The 21529-nt window shown below is 70.6% G+C and carries 22 protein-coding genes; 14 read left to right on the forward strand and 8 right to left on the reverse strand.

Annotated elements, in window-relative coordinates:
• Positions 1-33 precede the first annotated feature (33 nt).
• The 4 genes from sigE (at position 34) to tatB (ending at position 3484) form a co-directional block, all read left to right on the forward strand.
• On the forward strand, positions 34-651 hold the full coding sequence (gene sigE / locus ACYVLJ_RS29370; protein ID WP_460441097.1) for an RNA polymerase sigma factor SigE: 618 nt from the start codon (positions 34-36) through the stop codon (positions 649-651).
• The gene (locus ACYVLJ_RS29375; RefSeq protein ID WP_460441098.1) at positions 648-1307 is read left to right on the forward strand and encodes an anti-sigma factor family protein; all 660 of its coding nucleotides are present in this window, start codon (positions 648-650) and stop codon (positions 1305-1307) included. Before sigE ends, ACYVLJ_RS29375 begins: the two co-directional genes overlap by 4 nt.
• A 145-nt stretch (positions 1308-1452) precedes the next feature.
• Entirely contained in the window at positions 1453-2970 is a 1518-nt protein-coding gene (locus ACYVLJ_RS29380; protein ID WP_460441099.1) for a S1C family serine protease, read from the forward strand.
• 76 nt (positions 2971-3046) lie between these two features.
• Positions 3047-3484: a Sec-independent protein translocase family protein gene (gene tatB / locus ACYVLJ_RS29385; protein WP_460441100.1), complete on the forward strand. Its 438-nt coding sequence runs from the start codon at positions 3047-3049 to the stop codon at positions 3482-3484.
• Positions 3485-3533: 49 nt separating this feature from the next.
• On the opposite strand, the gene ACYVLJ_RS29390 is transcribed toward tatB, so the two are convergent.
• Genes ACYVLJ_RS29390 through ACYVLJ_RS29405 form a run of 4 tightly spaced genes read right to left on the reverse strand, consistent with a single transcriptional unit; the run spans position 3534 to position 7382 of the window.
• On the reverse strand, positions 3534-4679 hold the full coding sequence (locus ACYVLJ_RS29390) for an Mrp/NBP35 family ATP-binding protein (RefSeq protein WP_460441101.1): 1146 nt from the start codon (positions 4677-4679) through the stop codon (positions 3534-3536).
• Between the two features lie 10 nt (positions 4680-4689).
• A complete protein-coding gene (locus tag ACYVLJ_RS29395) occupies positions 4690-5190 on the reverse strand; it encodes a DUF1003 domain-containing protein (protein ID WP_460441102.1) in 501 nt (166 codons plus the stop codon).
• Positions 5183-6460 (reverse strand): magnesium transporter MgtE N-terminal domain-containing protein, encoded by a 1278-nt coding sequence (locus ACYVLJ_RS29400; RefSeq protein WP_451977178.1) that lies wholly within the window; start codon positions 6458-6460, stop codon positions 5183-5185. The genes ACYVLJ_RS29395 and ACYVLJ_RS29400 overlap by 8 nt, the downstream gene beginning before the upstream one ends.
• 10 nt (positions 6461-6470) lie before the next feature.
• Positions 6471-7382, reverse strand: a complete 912-nt coding sequence (locus tag ACYVLJ_RS29405) for an aminoglycoside phosphotransferase family protein (protein ID WP_460441103.1) — start codon at positions 7380-7382, stop codon at positions 6471-6473.
• Between the two features lie 91 nt (positions 7383-7473).
• On the opposite strand from ACYVLJ_RS29405, the gene ACYVLJ_RS29410 reads away from it, so the two are divergent.
• Positions 7474-8367, forward strand: a complete 894-nt coding sequence (locus ACYVLJ_RS29410) for a slipin family protein (protein WP_460441104.1) — start codon at positions 7474-7476, stop codon at positions 8365-8367.
• On the opposite strand, the gene ACYVLJ_RS29415 is transcribed toward ACYVLJ_RS29410, so the two are convergent.
• Both ACYVLJ_RS29415 and ACYVLJ_RS29420 read right to left on the reverse strand, forming a co-directional pair.
• Positions 8364-9062 carry a DUF4190 domain-containing protein gene (locus tag ACYVLJ_RS29415; protein WP_460441105.1) on the reverse strand — a complete coding sequence of 233 codons (699 nt, stop codon included), beginning with the start codon at positions 9060-9062 and terminating at the stop codon, positions 8364-8366. The two genes, ACYVLJ_RS29410 and ACYVLJ_RS29415, sit on opposite strands and share 4 nt — an antisense overlap.
• Before the next feature lie 33 nt (positions 9063-9095).
• Positions 9096-9401, reverse strand: coding sequence for a DUF4190 domain-containing protein (locus ACYVLJ_RS29420; protein WP_460441106.1), 306 nt, complete (start codon positions 9399-9401; stop codon positions 9096-9098).
• Between the two features lie 132 nt (positions 9402-9533).
• Between ACYVLJ_RS29420 and ACYVLJ_RS29425 the strand changes: the two genes are divergently transcribed.
• The 6 genes from ACYVLJ_RS29425 (at position 9534) to ACYVLJ_RS29450 (ending at position 15917) form a co-directional block, all read left to right on the forward strand.
• A complete protein-coding gene (locus tag ACYVLJ_RS29425; RefSeq protein ID WP_451977163.1) occupies positions 9534-10730 on the forward strand; it encodes an acyl-CoA dehydrogenase family protein in 1197 nt (398 codons plus the stop codon).
• A 114-nt stretch (positions 10731-10844) separates the two neighbouring features.
• On the forward strand, positions 10845-11369 hold the full coding sequence (locus ACYVLJ_RS29430) for a YflT domain-containing protein (protein WP_451978140.1): 525 nt from the start codon (positions 10845-10847) through the stop codon (positions 11367-11369).
• A 243-nt stretch (positions 11370-11612) separates the two neighbouring features.
• Positions 11613-12935, forward strand: coding sequence for an ABC transporter substrate-binding protein (locus ACYVLJ_RS29435; RefSeq protein ID WP_451977160.1), 1323 nt, complete (start codon positions 11613-11615; stop codon positions 12933-12935).
• Positions 12932-13894 (forward strand): carbohydrate ABC transporter permease, encoded by a 963-nt coding sequence (locus tag ACYVLJ_RS29440; protein WP_451977157.1) that lies wholly within the window; start codon positions 12932-12934, stop codon positions 13892-13894. The genes ACYVLJ_RS29435 and ACYVLJ_RS29440 overlap by 4 nt, the downstream gene beginning before the upstream one ends.
• Positions 13894-14733: a carbohydrate ABC transporter permease gene (locus tag ACYVLJ_RS29445; RefSeq protein WP_323334521.1), complete on the forward strand. Its 840-nt coding sequence runs from the start codon at positions 13894-13896 to the stop codon at positions 14731-14733. Before ACYVLJ_RS29440 ends, ACYVLJ_RS29445 begins: the two co-directional genes overlap by 1 nt.
• 2 nt (positions 14734-14735) lie before the next feature.
• Positions 14736-15917, forward strand: coding sequence for an ABC transporter ATP-binding protein (locus ACYVLJ_RS29450; RefSeq protein ID WP_460441107.1), 1182 nt, complete (start codon positions 14736-14738; stop codon positions 15915-15917).
• A 50-nt stretch (positions 15918-15967) separates the two neighbouring features.
• On the opposite strand, the gene ACYVLJ_RS29455 is transcribed toward ACYVLJ_RS29450, so the two are convergent.
• Positions 15968-16873: a hypothetical protein gene (locus ACYVLJ_RS29455; protein WP_460441108.1), complete on the reverse strand. Its 906-nt coding sequence runs from the start codon at positions 16871-16873 to the stop codon at positions 15968-15970.
• A 252-nt stretch (positions 16874-17125) separates the two neighbouring features.
• On the opposite strand from ACYVLJ_RS29455, the gene ACYVLJ_RS29460 reads away from it, so the two are divergent.
• Entirely contained in the window at positions 17126-17323 is a 198-nt protein-coding gene (locus tag ACYVLJ_RS29460) for a PspC domain-containing protein (protein ID WP_451987046.1), read from the forward strand.
• A gap of 40 nt (positions 17324-17363) precedes the next feature.
• On the forward strand, positions 17364-19193 hold the full coding sequence (locus ACYVLJ_RS29465) for a HEAT repeat domain-containing protein (protein WP_460441109.1): 1830 nt from the start codon (positions 17364-17366) through the stop codon (positions 19191-19193).
• 2 nt (positions 19194-19195) lie between these two features.
• Here the strand turns inward: ACYVLJ_RS29465 and ACYVLJ_RS29470 are convergent, their stop codons facing one another.
• On the reverse strand, positions 19196-19861 hold the full coding sequence (locus tag ACYVLJ_RS29470) for a TetR/AcrR family transcriptional regulator (protein WP_460441110.1): 666 nt from the start codon (positions 19859-19861) through the stop codon (positions 19196-19198).
• A gap of 120 nt (positions 19862-19981) precedes the next feature.
• Here ACYVLJ_RS29470 and ACYVLJ_RS29475 point away from each other — a divergent pair, with 120 nt between their 5' ends.
• Positions 19982-21481, forward strand: coding sequence for an MFS transporter (locus ACYVLJ_RS29475; RefSeq protein WP_451987051.1), 1500 nt, complete (start codon positions 19982-19984; stop codon positions 21479-21481).
• The last annotated feature ends 48 nt before the right edge of the window (positions 21482-21529 follow it).

The following is a 21529-nucleotide window of genomic DNA, read 5'->3' on the forward strand; positions in this document are numbered from 1 at the left end:
CCGCGTTGGGTGGAGCAGACAGGAGAAACACAGATGGAGGTGCCTGCTCCCGCGATGCAGAACGCCGTTGCCGACGACGCCGTCGCGGCTCAGCCCGTGTCCCTCGACGAGGCGGCTTGGACGCCCCCGTCCTGGGACGAGGTCGTGCGCGAGCACGGCGACCGCGTCTACCGGCTCGCCTACCGCCTCACCGGCAACACCCACGACGCCGAGGACCTGACGCAGGAGACCTTCATCCGGGTCTTCCGCTCGCTGGCGTCGTACAAGCCGGGCACGTTCGAAGGCTGGCTGCACCGGATCACCACCAACCTCTTCCTCGACATGGCCCGCCGCCGCTCGCGCGTGCGGATGGAAGGCCTGCCGGAGGACACCGACCGCATCGTGGGCGACGACCCGAGCCCCGAGCAGGTCTACTCGGACACCCACCTGGACCCGGACCTGCAGGCCGCGCTCGACGAGCTGCCGCCGGAGTTCCGCGCGGCCGTGGTGCTGTGCGACGTCGAAGGGCTGTCGTACGAGGAGATCGGCGCGACGCTGGGGGTCAAGCTGGGCACCGTCCGCAGCCGCATCCACCGCGGGCGCCAGGCGCTGCGGGCCTCGCTCGAGCGTCGGCGCGCTCACGCACCGGAGTCTGCGAAGGTGTCGGTATGACCGCACCGCGAGGCTGGGCACTCCCCGAGTCGCACCTGCTGCCGGACGCCGTGGTGGCGTTCGTCGACGGGGAACTGACGCACGGCGCCCGCGAGCGCGCGGCGTCCCACATCACGCGTTGCGCCGCGTGCGCCGCCGAGGTGCGTGCGCAGCGGCAGACCGTGGAGGCCATCCGCCGGGCGGGCGCGCCGTCGATGTCGGCGGGGTTCCTGGCGAGCCTCCAGTCCATTCCGCAGCACACGGAGCTGCCGACCACGCCGGACAACCTGGCCATAACGGCCGACGGCCAGCTGGTCGCGGTCCAGCGCCCCGACCGGGTCGCGGGCCTGCGTGACACGGGCGTCCTGGGTGGTGTGGCGCCGTTGGGTTCGTCGGCCCCGCTGGGCCAGTCGCCGAACGTCCTCGGCGGCGGCTTCAAGCGCCGTGCCGCCCAAGGTGCCGGGGTCGTGGTCTCCGGGTTGGTGCTGAGCGCCCTGGCCCTGGTCGGGACGTCCGCGGACAGCGGTGACGGCTCGCCGGAGACGGGCGGCGGCGCACCGCAGCAGGCGAACCTGCTGCCGGCCCAGATGGCGGTGCCCCAGCAGGCCGCCCCGGTCCCGACGTCGACCACCACCGTGCGCCCGGCACCCGCCGCGGTACCGGTGGGCATGCGCTGAAGTCTTTTCCCGCGAAGGCCGTCATGGGGGATTCCCCGTGGCGGCCTTCGGCCTCGCAACAGCCACTTCACCGGCGGACCGGCAGACTCGAAGCACTGGGCTTGGGTATCGTCACGCCCAGCCACCTGATCTTCTGCACCGGGGAATGATGACCGAGCCGAACGTGAATCCCGAGCAGCCCGGCGCGCGTGACGCCGACCGGCTGGGTCCGCGGCCGCTCGCGCGGCCCGCCGTCGATCCGGCCCAGGCCGCCGTCTTCGGGCGGCCGCACGGCGTCGACGGGGCGTTCGACCAGCTCTACACCCCGCAGAAGGCCAACGGCGTCAGCCTCGCGCCCCCCGCGCCCGAGTCGCTCGCCGAAGCCTTCCGGCGGCCGCCCGGCGCCGAAGACGTCTTGCTCGAACGCCCCCGCGAGGCCACGGGGGAGTCCGCCCCGCAGGATCCGCCGCTCTGGAACAGCACGGCCGACCCCTGGCGCGATCCCGGCGCCGGCGCGGTCCTCGCCGGACCCGCCGTGCCCGCCGAAGACGAGGAAAAGCCCGCCGCCCGGTCCCCCGGTGCGCTGCTCAGCCTGCCCGAGGTGCTGTTCGGGCGGCGCGTCAAGCCGAAGGCGCTCGCCCTGCTCGGTGTCGTCGCGCTGCTCATCGGCGCGGCCGGCGGGCTCGTCGGCTGGTGGGTCGCCGACACCGGCAGCGAGCTCACCGGCTCGGCCACGATCTCCGAAGCCGAGGCGGCGAAGGAGCGTCCCGCCGGCTCGGTCGCCGACATCGCCAAGCGCGTCGCGCCGGCCGTCGTCTCGCTCGAAGTCTTCAAGCCCGGCGCCGAATCCGGCGAGCAGGGCTCCGGCGTGATGATCGACCCGCAGGGCTACATCCTCACCAACGAGCACGTGATCTCCTCGGCGAGCGCCGACCCGGGCGTCAAGGTCACCGCGATCTTCATCGACGGCACCCGCACCGAGGCCAAGCTCGTCGGCGCCGACCAGAAGACCGACCTCGCCGTGGTGAAGGTCAACGTCACCAACCCGACCGTGCTGCAGGTCGGCAAGTCGTCGGACCTGCAGGTCGGCGACACCGTGATGGCGATCGGCTCGCCGCTCGCGCTCCAGAACTCGGTGACGGCGGGGATCGTGAGCGCGCTGAACCGCCCGATCACCGCCGGCGGCGACAACGGCGCCCCGCCGGTCACCTACGAGGCCATCCAGACCGACGCCGCGATCAACCACGGCAACTCGGGCGGCGCGCTCGTCGACTCGACCGGCGCGCTGGTCGGGATCAACTCGTCGATCCGCTCGTCCGGCGCGGACGGCGGCAGCATCGGCATCGGCTTCGCGATCCCCAGCGACTACGCCGTGAAGATCGCGAAGGCGCTGATCAAGGACGGCAAGGTCCAGCACGCCGACATCGGCATCAACGCGTCGTCGACGGTCGCCGGCTCGTCCACCATGGGCGCCCAGGTGAAGAACGTGGCGCCGGGCGGGCCGGCCGCGAACGCGGGCATCAAGGAGGGCGACGTGATCACGAAGATCGGCGGCCGCCTGGTGCGCGACTCCGCCGAGATGACGGTTGCGGTCCGGTCCCACGACGTCGGCGAAGTCGTCCCGGTGCAGCTGGTCCGCGACGGCGCCAGCTTCGTCGTCGACGTAACCCTGGCTTCCGACTGAGTTCCCTGTTCGGCCTGCCGGAGCGCGGGCGCGGACGGGTACCCTGGGCGGGCAGGTTCCGAGCGGAGGTAGACGGGTGTTCGACAGTGTCGGATGGGGGGAAATCCTCGTCCTCATCATCGCCGGTCTCTTCATCCTCGGCCCGGAACGGCTTCCCGAAGCGGCCTCCTGGATGGCGAAGAGCGTGAAGAAGGTCCGCGACTTCGCGAACGGCGCGCGCGAGCAGCTCCGCGAAGAGATGGGCCCGGAGTTCGACCAGCTCCGCAAGCCCCTGGAGGACCTGCGCGGGCTGCGCAACTTCGACCCGAAGCGGGTCGTGACGCAGCACCTGTTCGACGGCGACGCGGACCCGCTCGGCCTGAAGGGCATCACGAACGGCAGCCCGAACCTCAACGGCGGCACCGGCACGAACGGGACCAACGGCTCGAACGGCTACACGGTCGGCCAGACGCAGCCGGCCCCGGAGCCCCTCAAGCCGGGCGAGCGTCCGCCCATCGACCCGGACGCCACCTGAGACACCGAAGGCCACCCCGCGGGGTGGCCTTCGCCGTTCCGGACCGCGGTCAGCGGCCCGCGGGGGTCACGTTCAGCATCATGCCCGCCAGCCCGCGCGCGCGGACCGAGAGCTTCTTCGCCGCCTCCGCGAGCACCTGCGAAGCCGGGGCTTCCGGATCCGACAGCACGATCGGGGTGCCCGCGTCGCCCTGGGAAACGACGCGCGGGTCCATCGGGACCTGGCCCAGCAGCGGCACCTCGGAGCCGATCGACTTCGACAGCGACGAAGCCACCGTCTCGCCGCCGCCCGCGCCGAAGATCTCCAGGCGGGTGCCGTCCGGCTGCTCCAGCCACGACATGTTCTCGATGACGCCCGCCACGCGCTGACGCGTCTGCAGCGCGATCGCCCCCGCCCGCTCGGCCACCTCGGCCGCCGCCTGCTGCGGGGTCGTGACCACCAGGATCTCCGCGTTCGGGATCAGCTGGGCCACCGAGATCGCGATGTCGCCGGTGCCCGGCGGCAGGTCCAGCAGCAGGATGTCCAGGTCGCCCCAGAAGACGTCCGCGAGGAACTGCTGCAGCGCGCGGTGCAGCATCGGGCCGCGCCAGACCACCGGGGTGTTGCCCGGGGTGAACATGCCGATCGAGATCACCTTCACGCCGTGGGCCTGCGGCGGCATGATCATCGTGTCGACCTTGGTCGGCTTCTCGCGCGCGCCCAGCATGCGCGGGATCGAGTGGCCGTAGATGTCCGCGTCCACGACGCCGACCGAGAGCCCGCGCTGGGCCATCGCCGCGGCCAGGTTCACCGTGACCGACGACTTGCCGACGCCGCCCTTGCCCGACGCGACGCAGTACACCCGCGTCATCGAGCCCGGCTGGGCGAACGGGATCACCGGCTCCGCCTGGTCGCCGCGCAGGGACTTGCGCAGCTCGGTGCGCTGCTCGTCACTCATGACGTCCAGCTCGACCTTGACGTCGGCCACGCCGGGGAGCTTCGAGACGGCTTCCTTGGTGTCGTTGGTCAGCGTCGCCCTCAGGGGGCAGCCGGCCACCGTGAGGTAGATCCCGACGGTGACGACGCCGTCTTCGCCGACGGCCACGTCCTTGACCATCCCCAGGTCCGTGATGGGTTTCCGGATCTCGGGGTCTTGCACGCTCTTCAGCGCGCTGCGGACGTCGTCGACGCTGGGGAGCTGCTGCGTACTGGTCACCCCGTCCATGTTACGTACCGGTAGGGGTGCGGGACTTCCTGGGCTTGACGTCCAGGTCGTCCCGGAGCCGGTCCAGCTCGCTGCGCAGGTAGTCCCGGGTGGCCACCTCGCCGATCGCCAGCCGCAGCGCCGCCAGCTCCCGGGCCAGGTACTCCGTGTCGGCCTTCGTCTGGGTGGCGCGGGTGCGGTCCTCCTCCAGCGAGACGCGGTCGCGGTCGTCCTGCCGGTTCTGCGCGAGCAGGATCAGCGGGGCCGCGTACGCCGCCTGCGTCGAAAAGGCCAGGTTGAGCAGGATGAACGGGTACGGGTCCCACTGCAGCGACACCGCGGCCAGGTTCAGCACGATCCAGACGATGACGATCAGCGTCTGCCAGAACAGGTACTTCCCGGTGCCGAGGAACCGCGCGATGCGCTCGGTGAACCGGCCGAACGAGTCCGGATCGATGTTCAGCCTGAACCGGTTCTGGCTGCGCGGCTGGTCGAGCCGCCGTCCCGAGGTCAGCTCAGGCACGGTCTTCCTCCAAGGTGTCGTGCAGGCCGGTTTCGCGCCAGTCCTCCGGCAGCAGGTGGTCGAGGACGTCGTCGACGGTCACCGCGCCGATCAGGTGGTCCTCGGTGTCGACGACCGGGCCGCAGGTCAGGTTGTAGGCCGCGAAGTACCGCGTGACCTCGGCGAGCGACGCGCCCGGCGTCAGCGGCGGGAGCCCGGTGTCCACCGCGCTGGCCACGAGCTCGGCGGGGGGTTCCCGCAGCAGCCGCTGGAAGTGGACGACGCCGACGTAGCGCCCGGTCGGCGTCGCGGTCGGCGGGCGGCAGACGAACACCATGCTGGCCAGCGCGGGCGGCAGCTCGGCGTTGCGGATGTGGGCCAGCGCCTCGGCGATCGTCGTGTCCGGCGTCAGCACCACCGGCTCCGGCGTCATCAGGCCGCCCGCGGTGTCGGACGAGTACTCCAGCAGCCGCTTGACCGGCGCGGACTCCTCCGGCTCCATCAGCTCCAGCAACCGGTTCTGCTCGGCCGGGGCCAGCTCGGCCAGCAGGTCGGCGGCGTCGTCGGGGTTCATCGCCTCGAGGACGTCGGCGGCGCGCTCCTCGGCCAGGTAGGCCAGCAGCTCCTTCTGGTCGTCGTCCGGCAGCTCCTCGATGACGTCCGCGAGGCGTTCGTCGTCCATCGCGTCGGCGACCTCGTGGCGGCGCTTGAGCGGGAGGTCGCGCACGGTCGCGGCGATGTCGGCCGGGCGCATGGTGTCGAACAGCATGAGCAGCTGCCCGGCGCCCTGGGGCTGTGCGCCGAGGTCGTTGAGGCCGAGCCCGGCCACCTCCGACCAGGGCAGCACCTGCATGGTCGCGCGGCGGCGGGTCAGCCCGAGCCGCCGCTCGCGGATGGCGAGCTTGGCCAGCACCCAGTCGCGGGTGCGGGTCGGTTCCATCCCGGCGTCGACGACGGTGATCCGCGTGTCCGATCCGGCCAGCGTCGCGTGCGCGTCGAGGAGCTGGCCGAGCACCAGGACCTCGTTGGGGCGCTGGTTGAACTGGCGCATGTTGACCGAGCCGGTGGCGAGCGTCACCGCGCTGGGCTCGATCGAGGTGACGCGCAGCATCGGCACGAAGACGCGCCGCCGCGTGGCCAGCTCGACGACCAGGCCGAGGATCCGCGGCGGCTGGGCGTCGAGCCGGAGCCCGGCGACGAGGTCGCGAACCCGGCCGATGGATTCGCCGTCCGGGCCGAATACCGGCAACCCGGACAGCTGAGCTGCGAAAACCCTGTTGACCGCGGCCATGCCGCTGACACTATCGGCTGGCTGCCCACGGAGCGATTTCCGCCACTGTGACGAAGGCCGGGTCGTCGCTGTCTTCGCCCGTTTCGGACCACTCTTCGATCATCCACAGCCAGTTCTGCACCGCGCGGACGAGCGTCCACCCGCGGGCGCGCTCGGCGTCCAGCTCCTGCGAAGCGACGATCATCGCGAACCGATCGTCCAGTGTGGACTCGGTGAAGCGGTTCCAGAACAACGGGATCACGCCCCACTCGAGGTCGCCGGCCAGCGGCTTCGGGTCGATGACCAGCCACGGCTCGCGCGTGCCCGCCAGGACGTTCTGGAAGTGCAGGTCCTCGTTCACCAGCAGTTCGCCCGCCGCCGGCCCCAGCTCGCGGCAGATCGCGACGGCGTCGTCGACCAGCCGCTTTTCGAACGGCTCGCCGAGCTCGGCCCAGCGGCGGGGGAGGTCCTCGGCCAGCTCCGCGGCTTCGGCGCGCAGCCGTCGCCGCATCGACGCCGGAGCGGGAACGGCCAAGCGCCGCGCCAAGCCGCCGATGAGCGGGATCGCCGAGCGCAGCGGGAGGTCGTCGAGCGTGCGGCCGGCGTCGAGCCGTTCGAGCAGCAGGACACCGTCGTCCGGCGCGGACTCCAGCAGCCGCACCGCACCCTGGCCGGCCCATGTGGACAGTGCGAGCGGCTCGTCGGCCGATTCTTCGTCTCGCCAGCCCAGTTTCAGCACCACGGGCGTGCCGCCGGGCAGCCGCGCGGGCTGCACCACGCCGACGTAACCGTGCATGGCCTCGCCCTCGAACGTCAGGCCCCACTTCCGCGCGTACCCGGCGGCGAGGTCCGGCAGGGCGGCCAGCCACGGGACGGCGCCCGGGCCGAGCACCCGGGGCGCCCGGGCGGCGAACAGCGGCGGGACGCGGAGATCGTTCACCACCCCAGCCTGGCAGTCGCGTCCAGTGCGTTTCGTCGGGTCCCCAGCGGGCGTACGCTGGGATTTCAGGGGAAACGCAACCCCGGGAGCAGCCATGGTGGTGGAAATCCTCAGCGCCGTCGTCGTCGCGGGCGGGGCCTGGCTCGCGGCCAGCGTGCGCGTGGTGAAGCAGTACGAACGCGGCCTGGTGTACCGCTTCGGGCGGGTGCGGTCGCGGGTCGCGGAACCCGGCTTGATCCTGCTGATGCCCTTCGCGGACCGGATGCAGAAGGTCAACATGCAGATCGTGACCATGCCGGTGCCCGCCCAGGACGGCATCACCCGGGACAACGTCACCGTCCGGGTCGACGCGGTCGTCTACTTCAAGGTGATCGACCCGGTCGTCGCGGCGGTCAACGTGCAGGACTACCGGTCGGCCGTCGGCCAGGTCGCGCAGACGTCGCTGCGCTCGATCATCGGCAAGAGCGACCTCGACGACCTGCTCTCCAACCGCGAACGCCTCAACGAGGGCCTGGAGCTGATGATCGACAGCCCGGCGCTGGACTGGGGCATCCACATCGACCGCGTCGAGATCAAGGACGTCGCGCTGCCGGAGGCGATGAAGCGCTCGATGTCGCGACAGGCCGAGGCGGAGCGGGAACGGCGCGCGCGCGTCATCTCCGCCGACGGTGAGCTGCAGGCGTCGCACAAGCTCGCGCAGGCCGCGGCGAGGATGGCCGACACCCCGTCGGCGTTGCAGCTGCGGTTGCTGGAGACCGTCGTGCAGGTGTCGTCGGAGAAGAACTCGACGCTGGTGCTGCCGTTCCCGGTGGAGCTGCTGCGCTTCCTCGACGCGCAGACGCCGAAGCCCGCGGCGCCGGCCGCCGTCCCGGAACCGGAGCTCACGCTCGAGCCGGAACCCGAGGCGCCGGAAGCGAAACCGGAGGCGAACGGCCACGCGGCGCCGTCCCCGCGCAGCCCCGGCGACGCGGTGTTGCCCGCCGACTAGTTCAGCTGACCGTTGACGCCCAGGATGATCAGGGTGGTGAAGAACCCGGCCCACAGCGCGACGACGACGTAGCCGACGATCACGGCGGCCGTGGCCAGCCCGCGGCCGCCCGCCTCGCCGCGGTTCGTCTTGCTCAGCGCGATGTGGCCCATGACCAGCCCGGCGATCGCGGTGACGCCGGAGCAGAAGCCGAGGATCGAGCAGACCAGCGCCCCGATCGCGAGCGCGTTGTCCTGCCTTTGCGGCGGCACGCCGTAGGGCGGCACACCGTAGGGCGCCGGGGGCGCGTACGGCCGCCCATACGCGGGCGGGTACGGCTGCTGGTAGGCGTAGGCCGCCTGCGGCTGGCCGGGCGCGACGTACGGCGTGCCGGGGATGTGGGCGGCCGGGGTCTCGAACGCGCCGGGCGGCAGTTGGCTCGCGGGTGGCTGTTCGGTGGCCGGGGTCTCGAACGCGCCGGGGCCAGCGGGCTCGGCGGCCGGGGTTTCGAAGGCGCCGGGCTGTTGGCTCGCGGGCGGCTGCTCGGCGTGCGGCGCGGTCGCGTCGGCGTGCGGCGCGGGCGGGTCGGCGATCGCGGCGTCGGGCTCCGCGGCCGGCGGGTCGTAGTTCTCCGGCGAGTACGGCGCCGGTTCCGCGGTGGGCGGCGGGTCGTACGGCTCGGCCGGACGGTCCTTGTCCCCGGACGGGTCGGTCATGACGGGTCCCCTCGTGCGTGCAGGGCTCCCACGTTAGCGGGTCGGCACCCAGCCGTTCGCGATGATCAGGGCGACCAGCCCGGCGTTCACCACGAGCCCGGCGTAGCCCACGACGAACGCCGCGACCGCGAGGCCCCGGCCCGTCGCCTCGCCGCGCTTGGCCCTGCCGTACGCGGTGTGGCCCATGACGATCCCCGCGACGACCACGAACAGGCACAGGACGCTGCCGACGACCGAACAGACCAGCCCGCCGAGCGCCAGGCCCGGCCCCGGCCGCGGCACCTCGGCGGCCGGCTCCGGGCGCCCGTAAGGGTCATCCGGGTCGTACGGGTGGTCCATGGTCCGCCCCCTCCGCGGCGCACTCTACGGAGCGGAGGGTGAGCGCCCTCATAGCAGGGTTTCGGGATTCGGGTCATACTCACCGGTAACCCAGCGCCGGGAGCCGGCGTCGCAACCGGAAAGGGAGCCGTGATGGCCCGTCTCGCCCAGACCGCCGGCCTGACCGACGTGCAGCAGGAGATCCTGTCCACGGTCCGCTCGTTCGTGGACAAGGAGGTCATCCCGCACGCGCAGGAGCTCGAGCACTCCGACACCTACCCGGCGGACATCGTCGAGGGGATGAAGGAGATGGGCCTGTTCGGGATCACCATCCCGGAGGAGTACGGCGGGCTCGGCGAGTCGCTGCTGACCTACGCGCTGGTCGTCGAAGAGATCGCGCGCGGCTGGATGAGCGTGTCCGGCGTGATCAACACGCACTTCATCGTGGCGCACATGATTTCCCGCCACGGCACCGAGGCGCAGAAGCAGCACTTCCTGCCGCGGATGGCCACCGGCGAGGTGCGCGGCTCGTTCTCGATGTCGGAGCCGGACCTCGGCTCGGACGTCGCCGCGATCAAGACCAAGGCGAAGAAGACCGACGACGGCTACGTCATCGACGGCTCGAAGATGTGGCTGACGAACGGCGGCTCGTCGAACCTGATCGCGCTGCTCGTCAAGACGGACGAAGGCGCGGAGAAGGCGCACCAGAACCTGACGACGTTCCTCGTCGAGAAGCCGGAGGGCTTCGGCGAGGTGGCGCCGGGCCTGACCATCCCCGGCAAGATCGACAAGATGGGCTACAAGGGCGTCGACACGACCGAAGCGGTCTTCGACGGCTACAAGATCGGCGCCGACATGGTGCTCGGCGAGGCACCGGGCAAGGGCTTCGCGTACATGATGGACGGTGTCGAGGTCGGCCGCGTGAACGTCGCGGCGCGGGCCTGCGGCATCGCGATCCGCGCGTTCGAGCTGGCCGTGGAGTACGCCCAGCAGCGCAAGACGTTCGGCAAGGCGATCGCCGAGCACCAGGCCGTCGCGTTCAAGCTGGCCGAGATGGCGACCAAGGTCGAGGCGGCCCACCTGATGATGGTGAACGCGGCGCGGCTCAAGGACTCGGGCGAGCGCAACGACGTCGAAGCCGGGATGGCGAAGCTGATCGCGTCCGAGTACTGCGCCGAGGTCACGCAGGACGCGTTCCGCATCCACGGCGGCTACGGGTACTCCAAGGAGTACGAGATCGAGCGCCTGATGCGCGAGGCCCCGTTCCTGCTGATCGGCGAGGGCACGAGCGAGATCCAGAAGACGATCATCAGCCGCGGCCTGCTGCGGGAGTACAAGACGCGGTCCTGATTTCCGGGAAATGTCGACACGGCGACAAAAGTGCCCGGCCTTTCGGGGTAAGCGGCTCGCACGGTCCGGGCGTTCTTGACAAGATGGACGCCCAGACCCACGAGTGCGCAGGTGATGATGGTGAGTAGTCCTTTCGGCGGCGGCCGGGCGCCCCAAGGCCTGCCGCGGCTGCCGACCCCGCCGACCGGCTGGCCGATCGGGTCGTACGCGACCTACGGCGAGGCGCAGCAGGCCGTCGACTTCCTCGCGGACAGCGAGTTCTCCGTCAGCGACGTGACGATCGTCGGTGTCGACCTGATGCTGGTCGAGCGCGTCATCGGGAAGCTCAGCTGGGGTCGTGTGCTCGGCACCGGCGCCGTCTCGGGCGCCTGGTTCGGCTTGTTCGCCGGGCTGCTGCTCGGGCTGTTCGTCAACCAGGGCTTCGCGCTGCAGTTGCTGACCGGTCTCGTGCTGGGCGTGCTGTCCGGCCTGATGTTCGCCGCCATCGGGTACAGCATGTCGCGCGGGCGGCGGGACTTCTCGTCGGCGAGCCAGCTGGTGGCCGGCCGCTACGACGTCCTGTGCCAGCCGCGCACCGCCGAGCAGGCCCGTGAGCTGCTCGCCAAGCTCGCTCTCAAACCACCGCCGGCCACAACCTGAAAAAAGGCACCATTATCAGGGGAAAATCACAGTTCGAGCTGCAGTGGGCTGAATCGTTACCGATACTGCTTGCGGGGTGTGATCGCCCGGCATAAGTTGTCCGACACCAGTCGGGCGGCCTCGCCCAACCAGCGCGGCGGCCCGATCACTAGCACGTCGGGGTGCTGGCGCGGTTCGCCTCATCGCGTCGTGGTGCTCGTCGAGCACCACGGTATCCGGCGTGCACGCGGGTGAGGAGGCCTTATGGGGAAGAGGATCGGCGCGGGCAAACGGGGGCGCCCGCCCGGCCGCACCGCGGTCCTGCTGGGGGCAGGGGCTCTGGTGACCGGCATGCTCGCCGGTTGCGGCTCGGGCGGTGGCTTGAAGATCAACGTCTACTACGCGCCCGAAGACAGCTTCCAGAAAGTCGTCGACAACTGCAACAAGGCGGCGAACGGGAAGTACGAAATCGTCTACAACAAGCTGCAGCGCGGGGCGGACGACCAGCGCCTGCAGATGGCCAGGCGGCTCGCCGCGGGCGACACCGCGATGGACGTCCTGGGCCTCGACGTGACCTGGGTTTCGGAGTTCGCCGAGGCCGGCTGGGTCGAGGAGTGGAAGGACCAGAACAAGGCCGCGGCGACCGAGGGCGTCCTGCAGGGGCCGCTGGAAACGGCGACCTACGACGGGAAGCTCTACGCGGCCACGAAGAACACCAACGTCCAGCTGCTCTGGTACGACGACCGGATCACGCCCACGCCGCCGAAGACGTGGGACGAGATGATCGCCAAGTCCAAGGAGCTCAAGGCGCAGGGCAAGCCCTACAGCATCGTCTTCACGGGCGCGCAGTACGAAGGCCTGGTCGTCTTCTACAACACGCTGGTGCAGTCGATGGGCGGGCACATCCTGTCCGAAGACGGCAAGTCCGTCGTGCTGGACGACGGCGCGGTGAAGGCTCTCGCCCTGCTGAAGCAGATCGCGTCGTCGGGCATCACCGACCCGTCGCTGACCAACTCGAAGGAGGACGACGTCCGCCAGACGTTCCAGCGCGGTGACGCCGCGTTCGAGCTCAACTGGCCGTTCGTCTACGCCTCCTACGCCAAGGAAAAGCCGCAGGACGTCTCGCACTTCAAGTGGGCCGTCTACCCCGAGGCGCAGGCCGGCACGCCGGCCAAGACCACGATCGGCGGTTACGACCTCGGCGTCAGCTCGCTGTCGCAGCACAAGCCCGAGGCGTTCGAAGCGGCGCTGTGCCTGCGGAACGCGGAGAACCAGAAGTTCTCGGCGATCAACGACGGCGTGCCGCCGACCATCGAATCGGTGTACCACAACGACACGCCGCTCGACCCGTCGAAGCCCGCGAGCGCCGACAACCCGAACATGGCGCTCAAGTACCCGATGCGCGACGCGATCATCGACGCCATCAAGGACTCCGCGGTGCGGCCGCTGACCCCCGCCTACCAGAACATGTCGACGGTGATGTCCAAGGTCCTTTCGCCGCCGGCCGACATCGACCCGCAGGCCACCGCGAACAAGCTGCGCGAGCAGCTGAACGACGCGCTCCAGTCGAAGGGAGTGATCCCGTGACCGTCCAGGACCCGACCACGGCGGGCGCCACCGCGGCACCGGAACCCGTGTCGCACAAGAAGGGCAAGCCCGCCCTCTCCGAGGGGAAGAAGGCCGAGCGGAAGCTCGGGCTGTGGCTGTGCGCACCCGCGTTCATCGTGATGATCGCGGTCACCGGCTACCCGATCGTCTACTCGATCTGGCTGTCGCTGCAGCGTTACGACCTGCGGTTCCCCGCGCAGAAGGAGTTCATCGGCTTCGACAACTACGGGGCCGTGCTGTCCAATTCGTACTGGTGGACGGCGTTCGGCACGACCATGTTCCTGACCGTCGTGTCGGTGGCGATCGAGTTCGTGCTCGGCATGGCGCTGGCGCTGATCATGCACCGGACGCTCGTCGGACGCGGCCTGGTCCGGACGGTCGCGCTGATCCCGTACGGCATCGTCACGGTCGTCGCGGCGTTCTCGTGGTACTACGCGTGGACGCCGAAGACCGGTTACCTGGCGAACTGGCTGGCCGCGGACGGCGCCCCGCTCACCGAGCAGTGGCCGTCGATGTTCATCATCATCGGCGCCGAGGTGTGGAAGACCACGCCGTTCATGGCGCTGCTGCTGATGGCCGGCCTCGCGCTGGTGCCGGACGACCTGCTCAAGGCGGCGGCGATGGACGGCGCGAGCGCGTGGCAGCGGTTCACGAAGGTGATGCTCCCGGTGATGAAGCCGGCGATCCTGGTGGCACTGCTGTTCCGCACGCTCGACGCGTTCCGGATCTTCGACAACATCTACGTGCTCACCGGCGGCGCGCAGGACACCGGCTCGGTGTCCATGCAGACCTACGACAACCTGGTCAAGGGGCTCAACCTCGGGATCGGGTCGACGATGGCGGTGCTGATCTTCATCACGGTGGCGATCATCGCCTTCATCTTCATCAAGGTGTTCGGCACGGCCGCACCGGGTTCGGACGACGGGGGTAAGCGCTGATGGTGATGGGAACCGTCACGACGGGCCGCAAAGTCAGGTGGGGCCTGGTCGACATCCTCGTGCTGGTGTTCGCGCTGGTGCCGGTGCTCTGGGTCGTTTCGCTGTCGTTCAAGACCAAGGACACGCTGACCGACGGGTACTTCATCCCGCAGTCGTGGACCTGGCAGAACTACGCGGACATCTTCCAGACGTCGGAGTTCCTGCTGGCGCTGGTGAACTCCATCGGCATCGCGATCATCTCGACGGTGATCGCGGTGGTGCTGGGCACGATGGCCGCGTACGCGATCGCGCGGCTGGAGTTCCCCGGCAAGCAGCTGCTGGTCGGGCTCTCGCTGCTGATCGCGATGTTCCCGCAGGTGTCGCTGGTGACCCCGCTGTTCAACATCGAGCGGAACCTGGCGCTGTTCGACACCTGGCCGGGCCTGATCCTGCCCTACATCACGTTCGCCCTGCCGCTGTCGATCTACACGCTCTCGGCGTTCTTCCGGGAAATCCCGTGGGAGCTGGAAAAGGCGGCGAAGATGGACGGCGCGACGCCGGCCCAGGCGTTCCGGAAGGTGATCGCGCCGCTGGCCGCGCCGGGCGTGTTCACCACCGCGATCCTGGTGTTCATCTTCTGCTGGAACGACTTCCTGTTCGCCATCTCGCTGACGTCGACCACGGCGTCGCGCACGGTGCCGGCCGCGCTGTCGTTCTTCACCGGGTCTTCGCAGTTCGAGGACCCGACCGGGCAGGTGAGCGCGGCCGCGGTCGTGATCACCATCCCGATCATTGTGTTCGTGTTGTTCTTCCAGCGTCGCATCGTGGCGGGGCTGACCTCCGGTGCGGTGAAGGGGTAGTCATGGCTGAAATCGTCCTCGACAAGGTGTCGAAGAAGTACCCCGACGGCGCGCTCGCGGTGTCCGAAGTGGACATCACCATCGCCGACGGCGAGTTCATCATCCTGGTCGGCCCGTCCGGCTGCGGGAAGTCGACGACGCTGAACATGGTGGCGGGCCTGGAGGACATCTCCTCCGGCGAGCTGCGCATCGACGGCAAGCGCGTCAACGAGAAGGCCCCGAAGGACCGCGACATCGCGATGGTGTTCCAGTCCTACGCCCTCTACCCGCACATGAGCGTCCGGGAGAACATGGCGTTCCCGCTGCGGCTGGCGAAGGTCGACGACAAGACGGTCCGGGCGAAGGTGGAGGAGGCGGCGACGATCCTCGACCTGACCCAGCACCTGGACCGCAAGCCGGCCAACCTCTCCGGTGGTCAGCGCCAGCGCGTCGCGATGGGCCGGGCGATCGTCCGCAGCCCCAAGGCGTTCCTGATGGACGAACCACTGTCCAACCTGGACGCCAAGCTCCGCGGCCAGATGCGGACGTCGGTGTCGAAGATCCAGAAGCAGCTCGGCACCACGACGCTGTACGTGACGCACGACCAGACCGAGGCCATGACGCTGGGCGACCGCGTCGTGGTGCTGCGGGCCGGGTACGTGCAGCAGATCGGTTCGCCGCAGTTCCTCTACGACAACCCGGCGAACCTGTTCGTGGCCGGGTTCATCGGCTCGCCGTCGATGAACTTCGTCCCGGCGACGCTGGAGAACAACGAGCTGCGCAGCGCGCTGGGCACGACGCCGCTGACGGACCGCGTCCGGCAGCTGGTGGAGAAGGCGAACGCGCCGCGTGAGCTGATCGTCGGCATCCGGCCGGAGCACTTCGAGGACGCGGCGCTCGTCGAGGCGAGCCAGAAGTCCGGCGGGGCCACGTTCACCGCGCACATCGACGTGCTGGAGTCGATGGGTTCGGAGAAGTTCGCCCACTTCACGCTGGAGGGCGAAACGGCGACGTCCGAGGAACTGGCGGAGCTGGCCGCGGACAGCGGCTCGTCCGACGTCCCGGGCGCGGAGTCCCAGATCGTGGCCCGACTGTCGGCGGAGTCGTCGGCGGCGGAGAACGCGGACCTCGAGGTCTGGTACGACGCGGACAAGATCAAGCTGTTCGACCCGTCGAACGGCAAGAACCTCACCTACGAGGACTGAACCGCAAGTCCGTGAAGGCCGCCTCGAGCTCGAGGCGGCCTTCACGGCTTTCAGGCGTTCGGGAGCCGGGGAAGGATCGCGCCCGCGGCCTTGCGGGCCTGGGCGCACGTGGCGTCGCCCGCGGTTCCCGCCGTCTCCACCACGCTGATCTCCGCCAGTTCGCGGCGGCCCGGCAGGCCCGGTGCCGGCTGCGTCGTGTCGACCAGGCAGAACGCGCCCGAGAGCCGGACGCGGGCCTGGCGGCCGCCGATCGTCTCGGGCGGGTCGGCCGGCTGCGCGCCTTCGGTCGTTTCCACCGTGAGCTTGAAGCTGACCTTGCCGCGGATGCAGCTGTGGCCGGACAGCCCCGACGTCGGCTTGCTGCCGGGACCCGCCGGGTCGTCGAGGCCGTGGTCGTCCAGCATCGCGCACGGCGCCACGCGGCCCCACGACCGCTCCGGGAAGGTCAGCCTGCCGACCTTGCCCGTGGTGATCACGCCCAGCACCGAGCCGACGGCCGCGTCCGCGACGCCGCACCGGCCCGCCTGGTCGTTGCCGGCGTCGGCGACCGTCAGGTCGAGCCGGTTGCCGTCGGCGAAGGTGATCGCCCGGGTGCACGCGCTGCGGTCGTTGAACATCGACTGCTGGATCGCGACGCCGTCCGGCACCTGCCCGGGGTAGGCGTAGGGCTTGATGTTCGGATCGGAGTCGAAGGCCAGCGGCCCCACCACGATCGTGCGCGTGCCGGCCTCCGCGCGGCAGCTTTCGAACGTCGGCGCGGCCTTCGCACCGGGCGCGACCGCCGCCACGTCGAGCAGGCTGCAGTAGTCGACGGTCGCGAAGTCCCCCAGGGCGGCGGACGCGGTCAGCGGGGAAGGCCCGGCCGCCGTCTGGTCGGGCGCGGCCTCGGGCGTCGCGCACGAGGCGAGGAGGGCGCAGAGGATCGCGACAGCCAAGGACTTCAGGCGGGGGTACACGGTGTGCAAGTATCACCGTTCCGTGGCCGAAAACCAGCCCTGACGGGGACATCTCTCATTGTGTTCGGCAGGGCGCCCGCCAGACCTGCAGGTCATCGGATTTCGCCCCGGTTTCCTGAGTTTCCGCTGAGCTTCTGAATGATATTCGCTTTTATCGTCCCCTAAGGGAGCGATCCTTCCCGCGAGCGATGCGGAAGCGGGTGCGCGGGTGGTGAAGTGGGGACATCGGATCTTCGAAGAAAGGAAAAGACGATGAGCGCACCGGTCACCAGGGGGTCGCTGTCCCGTCCGCGCCACGGCCGCATGATCGGCGGCGTCTGCGCGGGCCTCGCGCGGCGCTTCGGCATGAAGCCGAACACCGTACGGCTGCTGGCCGTGCTGTCCTGCCTGCTCCCCGGCCCGCAGTTCGTGGCCTACCTGATCCTCTGGGCGGTGATCCCCTCCGAGTAAACCCGTTGGCGCGCAACGGGAAGATCGTTAGGCTGCGCCGATGGCATGGGGGGACCACTGGAGCACGATGCTGCGCGACCTCTCCGGAGATTCGTTCGAAGAGGCCTGCGAGCAGCTGTCGGACACGCTCGTGCCACGCTCGGGCTGGAACCCCGACGCGGCCGACGCACTGCCCGGGTTGCTGGGCTACGTCGAGGATCCGGACGCCGGGCACCGCGCCGACGTGTTCCAGATCGTGTACGACCTCGCCCGCCGCGCGCGCGATGCGGCGGACGAACGCTGGGGGAGTGCGTGGGCGGCTGCCGTGCCGCGGCTGGTCGCGCTGCTCGGCGACCCCGTCCGCGACGTGCGGCGGGCCGCCGCGCTGGTCCTGGGCGAGCACCCGGACCCCGAAGTGCTGCGCGCGCTGCTCGACCGCTGGCCCGGCGAGGAGTCCGAGGCGGTCCGGCTGGGGTACGTGATCGCGATCGGCGAGCTGGGCGGTGCGGACGTGCTGCCGTGGCTGGCCGAGCGCGACGAGTCCGACGCGATCCAGGCCGTCGCCGTCACGACGACGGCCCGCATCACCGGCGAAGCGCCGATCGCGCGCCTGGCCGATCTGCTGAGCCGGGACATGACGGCGTTCGCGGGCATGCACACCTACGAGCGGCCGGTCCCGGTCCACTGGGCGGCCGGACAGCTGGCGCCCAAGCCGCGGGAAGCGCTCCTGGTCGCCCTGTCCTCGCGCCCGGAACGGCGCTCGCAAGCGGTGGACGTCGCGCTGGGCGAGGTGGCCGACCGGCCGTCGGCGGTCGAGGGCCTGCTGCCGATCTTCGGCGCGATGCTGGACTCGCCGGAGCGCGCCACGGCGGCGGCGGTGCTCGGCGGCGTCGCCCCGGCGTCGGTTGAGTACGCCGACCGGCTCTTCGCCCTCGCGGACGACACGACGGCCGCGGGACACCAGGACGAAGTCCGTGACTTCGCGCTCTGGGCGTTGCTGCGCCTCAAGGACCGCCGGTGCGTCGAGCCGCTGCTCGCCCGGTTCGGCTCGCGGAAAGACGTGTTCATGCGGGGCGGGATCCCCCGCGTGCCGGGCCGCTGGAGCCGGTTCGACGCGCTGGGGGCCCACGAGACGCTGATGGACGCCCCGGAGTTCGCGCCCGAGTTCCTGCCGTGGATCGGCGAGACGCTCGACCGCAGCGTCAACCGGTTCACGATCTGGCCGTTGACCCGGCTCCTGCAGGCCTGGGGCCCGGCAGGAGCGCCGGCGACCGGGCATGTGGCGCGGCAGCTCGGCGCCGACGACCCGCTGACGGTCGGGTGGTGCGCCGACACGCTCGCCGAAATCGGCGGCGACTCGGCACTGCCGGCCCTCCGGAAAGTGGTGAAGGGCCGGCGGCGGCCGTGGAAGGTCCGTGCCGCCGCGGCGACGGCGGTCGGGCGCCTCGGCGGCGACCCGGCCGCGGCGCTGAACCTGCTGGAGGAGGGCATCAAGGCCGGCGAGGCCTCGGCGCTCGGCTGGACGGCGTCACTGGGAACGATCGGTGCCCCGCTCGAGAGCACGCTGCGCCGGTGCGGGCCGAACGAGGAATGGGTCGAGGTGGCGCTGGCCCACGCACTGGGCCGGGTCACCGGCGACGTCGAGGAGGTGCTGCCGGTGCTGCTGCGGAAGCTGGACGACGTCCAGGCGCAGTGGATCGGCTTCCCCGTGACCCGTGCGATGCGTGCGCTGGCGACGTTGGGGCCGTTGCCCGCGCAAGTGGCGCCCGTGCTGAGTGAGCTCCTGGCCCGCGATGAGCGCTTCTCGGCGTCGGACGGGTGTGCCCTGTTCCGCGCCGACGAGGCGTTCCGCCGCGACGCCGCACAGGCGCTGGCGAACTGCGCCGGCTGACGTCAGGGACGCCAGCAGGACATCGCGCGGTCGATCTCCTGCTCGTCGAGCGGCGGGCGGGGCAGCTCCGAGGGCTTGCCGGGCTCGGCGCGGAGCCCGTCGAGCAGCATGCCGAGGCTGCGGCGCCACAGGTCCGGGTCGACCGCGCACGTGAACTCGACGACCGAGCCGACCATCATGTGCACGAGCGCCATGTCCGACGGGGCGAAATCCGCCCGGAGCCCACCGGCGTCCTGCGCCCGCTCGATGAGCTGTGTGATCAACGGCACCATGCGGGCTTTCTCTTCGGCGACGTGCTCGTGGCCGAACTTGTTGGACAGCATGATCTCGCGCAGCCCGCGGTCGGCGGAGTGCATCTCGGCCGCTTTCCACGTGAAGTCGACGAACGCCTGCCACGCGTCATCCGCCTTCAACGCTTCCGACGCGAGATCGCCGATCTCCTCCATCCGCTCGGCGAACATGGCCTCGACCAGGTGTTCCTTGCTGGGGAACCGGCGGTAGACCGTGCCGACGCCGAGGCCGGCGTGGTGCGCGATGTCGTCCAGCGTGGCCTCGAGCCCGCGCTGGCCGAACACCTCGCGGGCCGACGCCAGGATGCGACGGCGGTTGAGTTCAGCGTCACGCCGCAGCGGCCGCGCCGGTGCGGCGGGACCAGCGTCCCGTGCCATGCCGTCCAGTCTAACGCGTCAAGTAGAGGCACCTTCTCCGGTTCTTGTGTACCTTGGGTCGCGTAAGGGGAGATACCTACTCCACATACTGTCTTGATCACTCCCAGTGAGGGGACACCCATGTCCGAATCCACCCTCGAGGTCGCGCCGCCGGGGGACGTGCGCGCCGCCGAGAACCCGCACCACAGCCGCAGATGGCTGATCCTGGTGATGATCGGCATCGCGCAGCTGATGGTCGTGCTGGACGCGACCGTCGTGAACATCGCGCTGCCGTCCGCGCAGGTCGACCTGGGCTTCTCCAACGACGCGCGCCAATGGGTCGTCACGGCGTACGCGCTGGCGTTCGGCAGCCTGTTGCTGCTCGGCGGCCGTCTCGCCGACCTGTTCGGGCGCAAGAACACGCTGCTCGTCGGCCTGGCCGGCTTCGCCGCGGTGTCCGCCCTCGGCGGCTTCGCGACCAACATCGAGATGCTGCTGATCGCCCGCGCGGCGCAGGGTGTCTTCGGCGCGCTGCTCGCGCCCGCCACCCTTTCGCTGCTCACCACGACGTTCACCGACCCGAAGGAACGCGGCCGCGCGTTCGGCGTGTTCGGCGCCATCGGCGGTGGCGGCGCGGCGGTCGGGCTGCTGCTCGGCGGCGTGCTCACCGAGTACCTCGACTGGCGCTGGTGCATGTTCGTGAACATCATCTTCGCGGTCGTCGCGTTCGCCGGCAGCTCGGTCCTGCTGCGCAACCAGCGCGACGCCGGGCCGCGCCCGAAGCTCGACCTGCCGGGCACGATCACCGCGTCGGCCGGTCTGTTCGCGCTGGTCTACGGCTTCGCGAACGCGGAGTCGGACTCGTGGTCGTCGGTCTCGGTGTGGGGCTTCCTCGGGGCGGGCGTCGTGCTGCTGGGCGTGTTCGCGTGGCTGCAGCAGCGCGTCTCGCACCCGCTGCTCCCGCTGCGCGTGCTGCTCGACCGCAACCGCGGCGGCTCGTACCTGGCGATGTTCCTGCTGGCGATCGGGATGTTCGCGATCTTCCTGTTCCTGACGTTCTACGTGCAGCAGAACCTGAAGTTCACGCCGATCCAGAGCGGCGTCGGCTTCCTGCCGATGGTGGCGACGCTGATGCTGGCGGCGACGACGGCGACGGCCGTGCTGCTGCCGCGTTTCGGCCCGCGCCCGCTGGTCCCGACGGGCATGGCGATCGCGGCGGCCGGCCTGTTCTGGCTGAGCGGCATCGGCCTCGACAGCACGTACGCGTCGGGCGTGCTCGGCCCGCTGCTGGTGATGGGCTTCGGCATCGGCCTGGCGATGGCGCCGGCGATGAGCGTCGCGACGTTCGGCGTCGAGGCGCACGACGCGGGCGTCGCGTCGGCGGCGGTCAACACGATGCAGCAGGTGGGCGGCTCGATCGGCACGGCGCTGCTGTCGACCCTGGCGGGCAACGCGGCCACGTCGTACCTCGCGGGCAAGGTCCCGACCCCGCAACTGGCGGCCGAGGCGGCGATCGAGAGCTACACCACGGCGTTCACGTGGGCCGCGGTGATCTTCGCGGCCGGCGCGCTGATCAGCGGCCTGCTGCTGCGCCCGGGCGTCCCGAAGGGCGAAGCCGCACCCGGCGCCGTCCACATGTGAGCGGTCTGCCGCAGCTCGTCGTGAGGTGTTCAGGGCGGTTCCAACCGC

The sequence above is a fragment of the Amycolatopsis stemonae genome (assembly GCF_054781455.1).

Bases quoted from the DNA above. Each gene is read 5' to 3' on its own strand.
- ACYVLJ_RS29380 (WP_460441099.1), top strand. From the start codon at position 1,453: ATGATGACCGAGCCGAACGTGAATCCCGAGCAGCCCGGCGCGCGTGAC.
- ACYVLJ_RS29475 (WP_451987051.1), top strand. From the start codon at position 19,982: ATGTCCGAATCCACCCTCGAGGTCGCGCCGCCGGGGGACGTGCGCGCC.
- ACYVLJ_RS29450 (WP_460441107.1), top strand. From the start codon at position 14,736: ATGGCTGAAATCGTCCTCGACAAGGTGTCGAAGAAGTACCCCGACGGC.
- ACYVLJ_RS29400 (WP_451977178.1), bottom strand. From the start codon at position 6,460: ATGGCCGCGGTCAACAGGGTTTTCGCAGCTCAGCTGTCCGGGTTGCCG.
- ACYVLJ_RS29470 (WP_460441110.1), bottom strand. From the start codon at position 19,861: ATGGCACGGGACGCTGGTCCCGCCGCACCGGCGCGGCCGCTGCGGCGT.
- sigE (WP_460441097.1), top strand. From the start codon at position 34: ATGGAGGTGCCTGCTCCCGCGATGCAGAACGCCGTTGCCGACGACGCC.
- ACYVLJ_RS29460 (WP_451987046.1), top strand. From the start codon at position 17,126: ATGAGCGCACCGGTCACCAGGGGGTCGCTGTCCCGTCCGCGCCACGGC.
- ACYVLJ_RS29435 (WP_451977160.1), top strand. From the start codon at position 11,613: ATGGGGAAGAGGATCGGCGCGGGCAAACGGGGGCGCCCGCCCGGCCGC.
- ACYVLJ_RS29410 (WP_460441104.1), top strand. From the start codon at position 7,474: ATGGTGGTGGAAATCCTCAGCGCCGTCGTCGTCGCGGGCGGGGCCTGG.
- ACYVLJ_RS29415 (WP_460441105.1), bottom strand. From the start codon at position 9,062: ATGACCGACCCGTCCGGGGACAAGGACCGTCCGGCCGAGCCGTACGAC.
- ACYVLJ_RS29430 (WP_451978140.1), top strand. From the start codon at position 10,845: ATGATGGTGAGTAGTCCTTTCGGCGGCGGCCGGGCGCCCCAAGGCCTG.
- ACYVLJ_RS29425 (WP_451977163.1), top strand. From the start codon at position 9,534: ATGGCCCGTCTCGCCCAGACCGCCGGCCTGACCGACGTGCAGCAGGAG.
- ACYVLJ_RS29445 (WP_323334521.1), top strand. From the start codon at position 13,894: ATGGTGATGGGAACCGTCACGACGGGCCGCAAAGTCAGGTGGGGCCTG.
- ACYVLJ_RS29420 (WP_460441106.1), bottom strand. From the start codon at position 9,401: ATGGACCACCCGTACGACCCGGATGACCCTTACGGGCGCCCGGAGCCG.
- ACYVLJ_RS29375 (WP_460441098.1), top strand. From the start codon at position 648: ATGACCGCACCGCGAGGCTGGGCACTCCCCGAGTCGCACCTGCTGCCG.
- ACYVLJ_RS29465 (WP_460441109.1), top strand. From the start codon at position 17,364: ATGGCATGGGGGGACCACTGGAGCACGATGCTGCGCGACCTCTCCGGA.